Source organism: Agrobacterium sp. rho-13.3, assembly GCF_033957765.2.
Taxonomy (GTDB): Bacteria; Pseudomonadota; Alphaproteobacteria; order Rhizobiales; family Rhizobiaceae; genus Agrobacterium.
This window is the reverse complement of the sequence record NZ_CP192774.1, coordinates 1,468,613-1,480,339: the sequence shown is the minus strand read 5'-3', so window position 1 is coordinate 1,480,339 and position 11,727 is coordinate 1,468,613. Positions and strand designations below refer to the sequence as shown.

Genomic DNA, 11,727 nt, shown 5'->3' with positions numbered 1-11,727 from the left:
TTTTTGCCCAAGTTCCCTATGTGGTGCGTCTGAAGAGACCTATAAATAAAGATACACGAAGGATTATGGGCGTGACAGCTACATTCGACAAGGTTGCAGACATTATCGCTGATACCAGCGAAATCGATCGCGAAACCATTACGCCGGAAAGCCACACGATCGACGATCTCGGCATCGACAGCCTCGACTTCCTCGATATCGTTTTTGCGATCGACAAGGAATTCGGCATCAAGATTCCGCTGGAACAGTGGACGCAGGAAGTCAACGAAGGCAAGGTTTCGACCGAGGAATACTTCGTTCTGAAGAACCTCTGCGCGAAGATCGACGAGTTGAAGGCCGCTAAGGGCTGATTTTTCGGATGCCCGTCGGGAAACGGCGGGCGTTTTCTTTTGCGGACAACAGTTCGATCCGTCACCCTGGACTTGATCCGGGGTCCAGTGCGATCAAGTCCTTGATCGCAAGAAGACTCTTTCGCACCGCAGACGCGGCGCTGCTGGATCCCGGATCAAGTCCGGGATGACGGAATGCTGAGGAGCCATCTCCTCCAATCCTCCCACCCACACCACGGACGGAACATGCTTCTCGAATATTTCCAGATGGTGGACCGTATCGAGTCCATCGACAGATCGGCCCGCATTCTGAAAGCCCGCTCCGTCGTGCCGGAAAACAGCCCCGTTTTCGAAGGGCATTTTCCCGGTATGCCGCTGGTTCCCGGCGTTCTTCTCATCGAAACCATGGCGCAGGCGTCCGGTATGCTGGTTCTGGCCATGACCGATTTCGCCGCCATGCCGTTCCTGATGACCGTCGATGGCGCAAAGATGCGGACCTTCGTGGAGCCGAATGCAGTCTTGGATATCGAGGCCTATCTCGAGCACGACGGCTCCGGTTTTGCCGTCACCAAAGCCAAGATCACCTCCGGCGGCAAGAAGGTGTGCGATGCGCAGTTGAAGCTTCGCACCATGCCGTTCAGCGAGATTCCCCTTGGCCCCATCGTCAAAAAACGCGCCGAGGAAATCGGCCTTATGGCGGCGATTGCGGCGGATACGTCTGTCTGATTTTTTGAGACATCCATAAGGATGCGATGGCGGGTGTGGCTCACCCCCTCTGTCCTGCCGGACATCTCCCCCACAAGGAGGGAGATCGGCAAGATAAATGCTCTCCACTCCATCCGCAGCGTTCAAGATGGGCAAAAGAGTGCCACGAGTCGATCTCCCCGCCTGTGGGGGAGATGTCCGGCAGGACAGAGGGGGTAAGCCACACCCACCGTACCTCACGATGTGAAATGGTCAGTTTTTTTGCATAGACCTCTGAAAAACCACGCATTCCAGCGCCTCTTGCGGGCTTCGCCATTGCAAAGCCGCATCGCGCGCATTATTCCGCATGGCATGTGCGGTCTTCTGACCGCTTTTGATGGCTGACCAGCATCCTGGAAAAGCGACTAAGGATAACGGATTATGAAGTCTGACAATGATGTGGTGATTACCGGGGTCGGTATCGTGACCTGTCATGGTGTTGGTATCGACGCCCATATTGCGCTGCTTTCCGCCACAGCCGCGCCGGCTGCTGTCGTCGAAGCCGAAAAGTTTGCGCCTTATCCCATTCATCCGCTGCCGGATATCGACTGGTCTGCCCAGATTGGCCGCAAGGATCAGCGCCAGATGGAAAACTGGCAGCGCCTTGGTGTTTTCGCCGCGGGCCTTGCGCTGGATGATGCCGGTCTGAAAGACGACGCAGATGCCTGCGGCACGATGGACATGATCGTTGCTGCCGGGGGCGGTGAGCGGGATATCAATGTCGATACGCTGATCGTCGACGAAGGCCTCAAGCGCAACGACCGCGAAGTCATGCTGAATGAAAAGCTGACCACCGAACTGCGCCCGACGCTGTTTCTTGCCCAGCTTTCCAATCTCATGGCCGGCAATATTTCCATCGTTCATAAAGTCACCGGCTCTTCGCGCACCTTCATGGGGGAAGAGGCCGCTGGTATTTCCGCCGTTGAAACCGCGTTCCACCGTATCCGCTCCGGCGAATCGAGCCACGCGCTTGTCGGCGGCGCTTTTGCTGCCGAGCGCCCGGATATGATTTTGCTGTTTGAAGCCATCGGCGCACATGCGCAGGGCGAATGGCAGCCGCTGTGGTCCCGCGGTGCGGGCGAGGGCGGCGGCATGATCATCGGGTCTGTCGGTGCATTCCTCGTGCTGGAATCCCGCAAGCGGGCGCAAGCACGCGGCGCAAAGATTTACGCCCGCATCGACGCCATCGAAGGCGACCGTGGCGTGCGTGAAGAGGGCAAGCTGGAAAAGCGTCTGGAACGCCTTCTGGCACCCGCCAAGGATGCAGCAGAAACCATCGTGTTCTCCGGTGCCAGCGGGTATCACGCTGTGACGGACCGCGAGAAAACCGTTCTGGAAAAGCTTTTGCCGAATGCCGCCATTCGCGGTTTCGGCGGCGTGTCCGGCCATGGGCTGGAAGCACAGTTTCCGCTTGGGCTGGCGCTGGCAGCCCTTGCACTGGAAAGCGGCGCGAAGGTGCCGCCATTCGATATCTCCGCTGAAAAGCCGATGACATCCCCCGGACAGCAAGCGGTCGTCACGACCGTTGGCCATGTGCGTGGCGAAGGTGTCGCCGTGCTTTCCAAAGACGCTTGAGGAGTAGACACCATGGCATCCAGCAATTTCAAGGATCACCTCGGTCGCCCCATCGTTGCCGTTACCGGCATGGGCATTCTGACCTCGCTCGGCCAGGGGCTTGAGGACAATTGGGCGGCGTTGACGTCGGGTAAATCAGGCATTCACAACATCACCCGTTTCCCGACCGATAATCTGTCCACCAAGATTTGTGGCACGGTGGATTTTATCGATATCCCGGTGCCGAATTCGGTTGAGCGCTCCTTTGCATTCGCCCGCGAAACCACCATCGAAGCCTTGGCGCAGGCCGGTCTTTCGGGGGATTTCGATGGCCCGCTGTTTCTGGCAGCACCACCCATCGAGCCGGAATGGAGCGCCCGTTTCGAACTGGCAGATCGCTCCCCGCCTGCTGCAAAGCCGGGCGATGCCTATGATCGTTTCATGGCGGCCTTGCGTGAGCGTCCCGATCCGGCGTTTCAGGAAGCGGCCTTGTTCGGCGCGATCTCCGAGCGTCTTGCCGATCGTTTCGGCACACGCGGTCTTCCCGTCACGCTGTCCACCGCTTGCGCATCCGGCGCAACGGCCATCCAGCTTGGCGTCGAAGCCATCCGCCAGGGCCGCACGGACCGTGCATTGACGGTTGCGACCGACGGTTCCGTCAGCGCGGAAGCCTTGATCCGCTTTTCGCTGCTCTCTGCACTTTCCACCCAGAACGATCCGCCGGAAAAGGCCTCCAAGCCATTCAGCAAGGATCGTGATGGTTTCGTGATTGCCGAAGGTGCGGCCACGCTGGTTCTGGAATCGCTGGAATCGGCCATCGCACGCGGCGCAAAGGTTTATGGCATCATCAAAGGTGCGGGCGAAAAGGCGGATAGTTTCCACCGCACCCGTTCCTCGCCAGATGGCGGACCTGCCATCGCGACCATTCGTGCAGCGCTTGCCGATGCGGGCGTGGCCGAAAGCGATATCGGTTACATCAACGCGCACGGCACATCGACGCCGGAAAACGACAAGATGGAATATGGCTCCATGCTCGCCGTGTTTGGCGAAGGGCTGAAATCCATTCCCGTGTCGTCCAACAAGTCGATGATCGGCCATACGCTGACCGCTGCCGGTGCCGTTGAAGCCGTGTTCTCGTTGCAAACCATGCTGACGGGAACCGTGCCGCCAACCATCAACTACACCAACCCCGACCCGACGATTGCGCTGGATGTGGTGCCGAATGTGAAGCGAGATGCAGAGGTCAGCGCCGTGCTGTCCAACTCCTTCGGCTTCGGCGGACAGAACGCAAGCCTTGTCATGACGCGGGAACCGGCTTAATCGGTTCTCCAACTTAAAAACAAAAATAAACGCCTTCGGGCGAAGGACTTCACTATGCGCGCCTTGCAACTCATCGATGACCGTAAGCTTGAAAGAGTGGAACTGCCGGAGCCGGAAGCACCAGCACCGGGCGAAGTGACACTTCGGGTCAAGGCCGTTGCCTTGAACCACATCGATGTCTGGGGCTGGCGCGGCATGGCCTTTGCCAAGCGTAAGATGCCACTGACGATAGGTGCGGAAGCATCCGGCGTGGTGGAAGCCATCGGTCCGGGTGTGTCCAACGTGCTGCCGGGTCAGCTCGTTTCCATTTACGGCGCACGCATCTGCGGCCAGTGCCACCACTGTGTGGCAGGCCGGGATAACCTGTGCGAAAACGTCGCCGGTGTTCACGGTTTCCATCTGGATGGCTTTGCGCAGGAAAAGATCAATATTCCCGCACGGCAACTGGTGATCGCGCCGCCCGGCGTCGACGCGGTTGCAGCAGCCCTTGCACCCGTCACCTTCGGTACGGTCGAGCATATGCTGTTCGACAATGCCAAGCTGCAACCCGGCGAAACCATTCTCATTCACGCTGGCGGTTCCGGCATCGGCTCTGCTGCCATTCAGCTTGCCAAGAAAATGGGCTGCACCGTCATCACCACGGTTGGTTCGGACGACAAGATCGAACGGGCCAAGGCTCTGGGCGCAGATCATGTCATCAACTATCGCGTCGACCGTTTCGAAGGCGTGGTGCGCAAGCTGACCAAGAAAAAGGGCGTCGATGTCGTGTTCGAACACGTCGGCAAGGACACATGGGCAGGCTCCATGTTCTCGCTGAAGCGTGGCGGTCGCCTCGTGACCTGCGGTTCGACTTCAGGCGTGTCGGCTGAAATCAACCTGATGATGCTGTTCCAGCAGCAGTTGAAGCTGCTCGGCTCCTTCGGTTGCCGCATGGAAAACATGGCCAATGCCATGCAGAAAATGGCGCGTGGCCTCGTGCATCCGGTTATCGACACCGAAGTCACCTTCGACACCATTGAAAAGGCGCTGGAACGCATGGAGACCCGTCAGGTCTTCGGCAAAATCGTCCTGCGGATGGACTGACGCCATTGAAGATGTTCATCACGCGTGTCGTTCTGACGCTCGAAAAGTTCCGTCAGTGGTTTAACGCGAACCTCGCTTTCAGCGTTTTGAACCTGCTGAAGCTGCTGCCCGCTGACCCGGCCATCCGTTTTGCGGATAGGCTGGCGCGGAAAATCGGCCCGAAAACACCGCGTCATAAGCTGATGCTCTATAATCTGGGGCGCGCGTACCCTGAAAAGTCAGAGCAAGAGCGCCTTGATATCGCGATGGACAGCTGGGGCAATATGGGGCGCCTGGCCGCCGAATATGTGTTTCTGGACCAATTGTTCGATTTCGATCCGACGCGCAGCGAGCCGGGCCGTGTCGAAGTCGTCGGCACGGATACGTTTCTGGAACTGCGCGATCATCCGCGTCCGTTCATCGTGTTCACGGCCCATACCGGCAATTTCGAATTGCTGCCCGTTGCCGGTTCGGCATACGGGCTTGATGTGACCGTGCTGTTTCGCCCGCCGAACAATCCCTACGTTGCGGAAAAGGTGTTCAACTTCCGCAAGGAGCGGATGGGCAATCTCGTCCCGTCCCATGCCGGTTCATCTTTTGCGCTGGCGCGTCAGTTGGAAAAAGGCGGCGGCGTTGGTGTTCTGGTGGACCAGAAGTTCCGCAAGGGTCTGCCCACGCAGTTCTTCGGCAATAACGTCCTGACCAACCCTCTGCTGGCAAAGCTTGTGCGCCAGTTCGGCTGCGATGTTTTTCCAGCCCGCTGCATTCGCCTGCCGGATAATCGCTATCGGCTGGAAATCGAGCCGAAGGTGGAGATTCCACGCGATGAAAAGGGCAATGTCGATGTGCAGAAAACCGCGCAGCTTCTCAACGACAAGGTCGAAAGCTGGGTGCGCGAGCACCCCGGCCAGTGGCTCTGGTATCACGATCGCTGGCACATCAAAGGCAGTCTCAAGGACTAAAACCAGGCCTGTTTGACCTTTTGCGAAGACCGACCTCTAGAGATTGTGTATGTATATTTTTCTTCACAAGTTCTGGTATTTGTTAAATGCACTTTGCGTGTGTTACTTTGTTTCGTGTTTGTCATGACGGTGTTGTTTTTCGTTACGTCATTTTTTACGGTGATATCGTATAACGAGACTCGCGTCATGGGGCCGGAGAGGATCTAAAAGCGCAAATGGCGCATGACAATCCGGAGGAGAGTCGAGTTGAAAGCTTTGATTGACTTGTTCTGGCAACGATATTCGGAGCTGAAAGGCGCCGTTGATCGCAACGACGCTCAAAAAATCACGATCCTTGATCGTGAGCTTGATCCGTTACTGGAAAGCATAACCAGCAGAAAGACCAAGAGCTCCTCCGAAGTCCTTGAGCAGTTCCGCTTTGCTATCGATCTGTTGAACGAGGAAGCTGAAGATACGGGATGCGTTCAGCGCAACTCTGAACTTCTGCGCAAACTCGTCGATCGATATATCGGTGCAGGTCTGCCCTATGATGGCGCAACACCGGACGGTGAAGCTGCAAGCTGGAGCCCCTATGTCATTCTGGACGAGGATCGTCTGGATGATCTGGATGAGCGCGTTTTCGTCGTCTCTCCGGGATACCGCGTCAACTACACGAATGCGGTCAACGCTCTGTGCTATGAGGTCAAAACAAACGACATCGTCGGTCGGCACATCGCGGAATTTATCGGCATCCATCACTTCCAGCAGGCGCTACGTGAGAAACTGGACGCCTGCTTCAAGGGCGAAGCTGCCAAATACACCTATGCGGAAGATCACGATGGACGCACCGTGGTGCGATCCTACGAAATGTCGCCCTGCTACTCTCCTTCGTATAAGCTCGTGGGTGCCATCATCATCGTCAAGGAACTTGCCGACCGCCGCCATAGAGCCGTCGCATAAGGCAGGTATTGTTAGACGGCAAGCGGCGCGCTCCTGTCGCCGGAATGCTCAGTTCTAAACCTGAACGCGCAATTTTATCGCCAGTGTTTCATGCACACGTCATAACATGTGCCTCGTCAAAGCCGTTTTTTAAAGTCGCGATCCGGCTGGTTTGCGGTTATTCATATTTTGCTTTGCCCTATAACTTTTTTTCATAATAAGACATTTGTTCCTGAAGAGCATGACTGTCCGAACGAGTGACTATATTCTTCCCCTTTGTTTTCATTCGCATTTTACACCTTTCATTTTATTCATTTTTCGAAAATAAATGAGTTTTGATACATTAGATAATCATCAACTTAATTAGTGAATATCCGAAAACTAATGTATTGACGGATAGAACGTGAATAGTGTTCATGTTATCAGACAACTGAAGTTCACATGGTGATGCGAGCTCCGGTTTATGCATCGTTTTGCGCTTTGGCGCGTTAACAATGTGCAGATAAATGAATGGAGTTCGATGCTGGCTACGTTCCCTGGAACGAAGCTGCACCGCGCTTTTTTGAAATAAAAACAGTTCCTTGATTGTGTCTTTTGGCGGCAACTCATCGCTCCAATCCACGCGAGCTTGTAGAGCTATAATGGAGGCTCCATTGCTAGGATTCTTCGAAGCGTTTTCGTTGAAATGCACGCAGTTGAAGCAGGCGGTTGCGTCCGGTGACGATGATCTGGTTCGTTTGCTGGACAAAGAACTGGAGCCGATGATTGCAGATATTCTGTCTTTCAGGGCGCAAACGCGTGAGGCAGCGCATATGCAGCTGCAATTTCTCAATGGCCTGATCCGTGATGAAGCTGATGATCGCTCAAGCGTCACGCGCCGCAGCGCCGCGATGTCGATGTTGATCGATCGTTATTTTGGTCCGTCTGGTGACGAGGGCGAGGCGTTCCAGAGAGCATTTCCCCACTTGAAGAACAATCAATCGGCTTTCGAACCGGCCGACCAGCCTCTTTTGAATGAGGCTATTCTCGATAGTCTGCCGGATCGTGTTGCCGTCATCACCAGAGATTACCGCTATCTTTTTGCCAATCAGGCAAATGCGCGGTTTCTGAACAGGACCGCGCTCTCTCTGGTCGGCTGCCATGTCTCTGACTTGGTGGGCGTGAAGAGCTTCGAGGCTCTCGCAAAGCCCGCTTTCGACAAATGTTTCAGGGGCGAGACTGTGGACTATGTTCACGTGGGCTGCCGCGCTTCCAAAGCTTTTTCCACACGTTGCCGCATGACGCCGTTGCGTGGCGTCAACCAAGACATCATCGGGGCTGTTGTGGTGCTTCAGAGCGTCAACGAGGCGGCCTTGCTCGAGCGCAGCTGATCGTCAGCCGCCTGTTATCATGGACATGATTCCGCTTAGCGAGTAGTTCGCACTGGAATCAATGAGCAATTTTGTTGCCATGGCGAGGCAGGAAATCACCAGCAGGGGGCGAATGATTTTCGCCCCGTTTTGCATGGCCAGCCGCGAGCCGAGCTGCGCGCCCAGAAACTGGCCAAGTCCCATCACCAGTCCGAGCTTCCAGAGGATCGCGCCGTTGAAGGTGAAGACCAGAAAGCCACCGAAATTCGAGCCGAAATTCAATAGTTTGGTATGAGCAGTTGCTTTCAGCATCCCGAAACCGGCCAAACCCACAAATGCCAGCATATAGAACGAGCCCGCGCCGGGACCGAAAATGCCATCGTAAAAACCGACCAGCGGAACGACGGTGACGCCAAACAGAAACGGCGTGATGCGGCGGTGGCTGTCCACATCGCTGAGGTTGGGCTTGAAGGCGAAATAGATCGCGATCGCCACCAGCAGAAACGGCATGATGGCTCTCAAAACATCCGATGGCACAAAAGACGCGATCAGAGCGCCGAAAATGCCGCCGAGGAAAGCCATGAACGCCATGGGAAACTGCTTTTTAAGGTCCACATGGCCGCGCCGTGCATAAGCGATGGTGGCCGACGCCGAGCCGAATTGCGCCTGCAATTTGTTCGTTCCCAAGACTTCCAGTGGTGGAATACCAAGGATCAGCATGGCGGGAATGACAATCAACCCGCCGCCGCCCGCAATGGAATCCACGAAACCGGCAAAAATGGCGACAAAAAACAGGATGACAAAAAGCTGAAGGGCGACGTCTTGCACGGCAGGTATTCCGGAAGGGGTGATGATGCCTGCTTCTGTCACCGTTTCCTGCCCGCCGCAACCGTTTTTCCAGTTTGGCATGGAGGGCATTGCGTGGCCTGCGCATCCGTTTATGGTGCCCACGCTGCTTTGCCATTGGCTGGTGATTCAGCGATGTGTGAATTGAGGAAACGGCATGCACAAGGTAATTTTCGACACGGACCCCGGCATTGATGATGCGATGGCATTGCTTTTTCTGCATCGCCACCCGGATATCGACCTGATTGGCGTCACCACCGTTTTCGGCAATGCGCCCATCGAAATTACCACGCGCAACGCGCTGTTCCTCAAGCAGCAATGGGAAATGACGGCACCTGTCGCCAAGGGCGCAAGCGTGACCTTCGACCCATCGCGCCCGGAAGGTCACTGGCCCACCTTCATCCACGGCGAAGACGGACTTGGAAACATCAATATCCCTGAAAAGATCGATCTGCCGCTCGATCCGCGCGCGGCGCATCATTTCATCATTGATACGGTCAAGGCCAATCCCGGCGAAGTGACGCTGATTGCCGTTGGCCGCATGACCAACCTTGCGCTGGCGCTGCGTGAAGACCCGGATTTCGCGGCTCTGGTCAAACAAGTCGTCATTATGGGCGGCGCTTTCGATATCAACGGCAACATCACCCCCGCAGCCGAAGCCAATATTCATGGCGATCCTGAAGCGGCGGACGTGGTGTTTACCGCGCCGTGGCCCGTGACCGTTGTTGGTCTGGATGTGACGACACGCACGGTGATGACCGGCAAATTCATGGATGATATGGCCAAGGAGGGTGGGGCGCCCGTCCAGCTTCTGTCCGATCTGTCGCAGTTCTATATCGAATTCTACAATCACCGCACCGGTGATGGCATGGTGGTGCATGATGCCTGCGCCTGCGTCTACCTCACCAACCCGGAACTTTTCGAGACGCGCAGCGGTGCGATTCGGGTGGTTTGCGGCGGCATTGCCGATGGCCAGACCATTCAGAAACCGGATGCCGTCGGCTTTCCGCCGAGCAATTGGGATGGGCATCCAAGCCAGTCGGCTTGCACGAATATCCAGCCCGAACGTGTGCTTTCGGTCATTCGTGCCGCAATTGTGCATGGCACACGCGGCTGAATGGCCGCAGTGGTCGCCAAAAGCGGCTGATTGCCTTGCATTTTCGAAAAAACTCGCGTTATGCAAGTTCGATTGAAGTTGTATGGATTTGCGGCGAATCTTCGCCGCATCGGGTGTCGCTTTTTTCTCTGTCTTGAGGGACTGTTGCCCGTTGCCGAAAACCCATTCGTGTTTTCCGGCGCATGCGCTACAATAAAAGATACAGGTTCGATGTGTTCGTTTCGGCTGTATTTTCAATAAACAACGAACGTTATGTGAGCCGGGCTGTCTGGCTCATTTCCATGAGGAAAGAGATGGAAGAGTTTCACAAGGTCAAGCGTCTGCCGCAATACGTCTTCGAACAGGTCAACCGTTTGAAAGCGAGCGCGCGAGCGGGTGGCGCTGATATCATCGACCTTGGCATGGGCAACCCTGACCTTCCAACGCCGCAGTCGATTGTCGATAAGCTGTGCGAAGTGGTTCAGGACCCGCGCACGCATCGTTATTCCTCGTCCAAGGGCATTCCGGGCCTTCGCCGCGCACAGGCTGGTTATTACGCCCGCCGCTTCGGCGTGAAGCTGAACCCGGATACGCAGGTCGTCGCCACGCTTGGTTCCAAGGAAGGCTTTGCCAACATGGCGCAGGCCATCACGGCACCGGGCGACGTTATTCTGTGTCCGAACCCGACTTACCCGATCCACGCCTTCGGCTTTCTGATGGCGGGCGGCGTTATCCGTTCGATGAATGTCGAGCCGGATGAACATTTCTTCGGCCCGTTGGAGCGCGCCGTGCGCCACTCCATTCCAAAGCCCTTGGCGCTCATCATCAATTATCCGTCGAACCCGACGGCGCATGTGGCGTCGCTGGATTTCTACAAGGACGTCATCGCCTTTGCGAAGAAGCATGATCTGATCGTGCTGTCAGACCTTGCCTATTCGGAAATCTATTTCGACGACAACAACCCGCCGCCTTCCGTTCTGGAAGTGCCGGGCGCTATCGACGTGACGGTGGAGTTTACCTCCATGTCGAAGACCTTCTCCATGCCCGGCTGGCGCATGGGCTTTGCGGTTGGCAATGAACGTCTGATCGCGGCGTTGACACGCGTGAAGTCCTATCTGGATTACGGCGCGTTCACGCCTATTCAGGTTGCCGCCACCCATGCGCTGAACGGCGATGGCACCGACATTGCAGAAGTGCGCAGTGTTTACCGCCGCCGCCGCGATGTGATGGTGGATACGTTCGGCAAGGCCGGTTTCGAGGTTCCACCTCCAGCCGCCACCATGTTTGCATGGGCCAAAATCCCGGAAAAATTCCGCCATCTCGGTTCCCTGGAGTTTTCCAAACTTCTCGTGGAGAAAGCCGATATCGCCGTTGCTCCCGGCATCGGCTTTGGCGAAATGGGCGACGATTACGTTCGCCTTGCGCTCGTGGAAAACGAGCATCGAATTCGTCAGGCAGCGCGCAATTTGAAGCGCTTCCTGTCGACAGCGGACGATACGTTGCACAACGTCGTTTCGCTCAACGCCCACCGTTAAGGGCAACCCGCC

General features: G+C 56.2%; 11 protein-coding genes. 10 read left to right on the top strand and 1 reads right to left on the bottom strand.

The window, feature by feature from the left end; translation table 11 throughout:
* Positions 1-65 precede the first annotated feature (65 nt).
* The 8 genes from RMR16_RS07390 to RMR16_RS07355 all read left to right on the top strand — a co-directional run bounded on the left by RMR16_RS07390 (position 66) and on the right by RMR16_RS07355 (position 8,259).
* On the top strand, positions 66-350 hold the full coding sequence (locus tag RMR16_RS07390) for an acyl carrier protein (RefSeq protein WP_103088466.1): 285 nt from the start codon (positions 66-68) through the stop codon (positions 348-350).
* A gap of 225 nt (positions 351-575) precedes the next feature.
* Positions 576-1,055 carry a 3-hydroxyacyl-ACP dehydratase FabZ family protein gene (locus RMR16_RS07385; RefSeq protein ID WP_320201704.1) on the top strand — a complete coding sequence of 160 codons (480 nt, stop codon included), beginning with the start codon at positions 576-578 and terminating at the stop codon, positions 1,053-1,055.
* 396 nt (positions 1,056-1,451) lie between these two features.
* Positions 1,452-2,648, top strand: a complete 1,197-nt coding sequence (locus RMR16_RS07380; protein WP_320201734.1) for a beta-ketoacyl-ACP synthase — start codon at positions 1,452-1,454, stop codon at positions 2,646-2,648.
* A gap of 12 nt (positions 2,649-2,660) precedes the next feature.
* Complete coding sequence (locus RMR16_RS07375) at positions 2,661-3,947, top strand: beta-ketoacyl-ACP synthase (RefSeq protein ID WP_320201705.1); 1,287 nt, start codon at positions 2,661-2,663, stop codon at positions 3,945-3,947.
* Positions 3,948-4,001: 54 nt separating this feature from the next.
* Positions 4,002-5,030, top strand: a complete 1,029-nt coding sequence (locus RMR16_RS07370; RefSeq protein ID WP_320201706.1) for a zinc-binding dehydrogenase — start codon at positions 4,002-4,004, stop codon at positions 5,028-5,030.
* 11 nt (positions 5,031-5,041) lie between these two features.
* Complete coding sequence (locus RMR16_RS07365; protein ID WP_320201735.1) at positions 5,042-5,971, top strand: lipid A biosynthesis lauroyl acyltransferase; 930 nt, start codon at positions 5,042-5,044, stop codon at positions 5,969-5,971.
* A 246-nt stretch (positions 5,972-6,217) separates the two neighbouring features.
* Complete coding sequence (locus RMR16_RS07360) at positions 6,218-6,910, top strand: PAS domain-containing protein (RefSeq protein ID WP_320201707.1); 693 nt, start codon at positions 6,218-6,220, stop codon at positions 6,908-6,910.
* Between the two features lie 632 nt (positions 6,911-7,542).
* Complete coding sequence (locus RMR16_RS07355; protein ID WP_320201708.1) at positions 7,543-8,259, top strand: PAS domain-containing protein; 717 nt, start codon at positions 7,543-7,545, stop codon at positions 8,257-8,259.
* A gap of 3 nt (positions 8,260-8,262) precedes the next feature.
* Here the strand turns inward: RMR16_RS07355 and RMR16_RS07350 are convergent, their stop codons facing one another.
* Positions 8,263-9,066, bottom strand: coding sequence for a TSUP family transporter (locus RMR16_RS07350; protein ID WP_320201736.1), 804 nt, complete (start codon positions 9,064-9,066; stop codon positions 8,263-8,265).
* Positions 9,067-9,241: 175 nt separating this feature from the next.
* Here RMR16_RS07350 and RMR16_RS07345 point away from each other — a divergent pair, with 175 nt between their 5' ends.
* Both RMR16_RS07345 and RMR16_RS07340 read left to right on the top strand, forming a co-directional pair.
* Positions 9,242-10,201, top strand: coding sequence for a nucleoside hydrolase (locus tag RMR16_RS07345; protein WP_320201709.1), 960 nt, complete (start codon positions 9,242-9,244; stop codon positions 10,199-10,201).
* A gap of 293 nt (positions 10,202-10,494) precedes the next feature.
* A complete protein-coding gene (locus RMR16_RS07340; RefSeq protein ID WP_320201710.1) occupies positions 10,495-11,715 on the top strand; it encodes an LL-diaminopimelate aminotransferase in 1,221 nt (406 codons plus the stop codon).
* Positions 11,716-11,727 lie beyond the last annotated feature (12 nt).

Bases quoted from the DNA above. Each gene is read 5' to 3' on its own strand.
- RMR16_RS07345 (WP_320201709.1), top strand. From the start codon at position 9,242: ATGCACAAGGTAATTTTCGACACGGACCCCGGCATTGATGATGCGATG.
- RMR16_RS07340 (WP_320201710.1), top strand. From the start codon at position 10,495: ATGGAAGAGTTTCACAAGGTCAAGCGTCTGCCGCAATACGTCTTCGAA.
- RMR16_RS07385 (WP_320201704.1), top strand. From the start codon at position 576: ATGCTTCTCGAATATTTCCAGATGGTGGACCGTATCGAGTCCATCGAC.
- RMR16_RS07370 (WP_320201706.1), top strand. From the start codon at position 4,002: ATGCGCGCCTTGCAACTCATCGATGACCGTAAGCTTGAAAGAGTGGAA.
- RMR16_RS07365 (WP_320201735.1), top strand. From the start codon at position 5,042: ATGTTCATCACGCGTGTCGTTCTGACGCTCGAAAAGTTCCGTCAGTGG.
- RMR16_RS07375 (WP_320201705.1), top strand. From the start codon at position 2,661: ATGGCATCCAGCAATTTCAAGGATCACCTCGGTCGCCCCATCGTTGCC.
- RMR16_RS07390 (WP_103088466.1), top strand. From the start codon at position 66: ATGGGCGTGACAGCTACATTCGACAAGGTTGCAGACATTATCGCTGAT.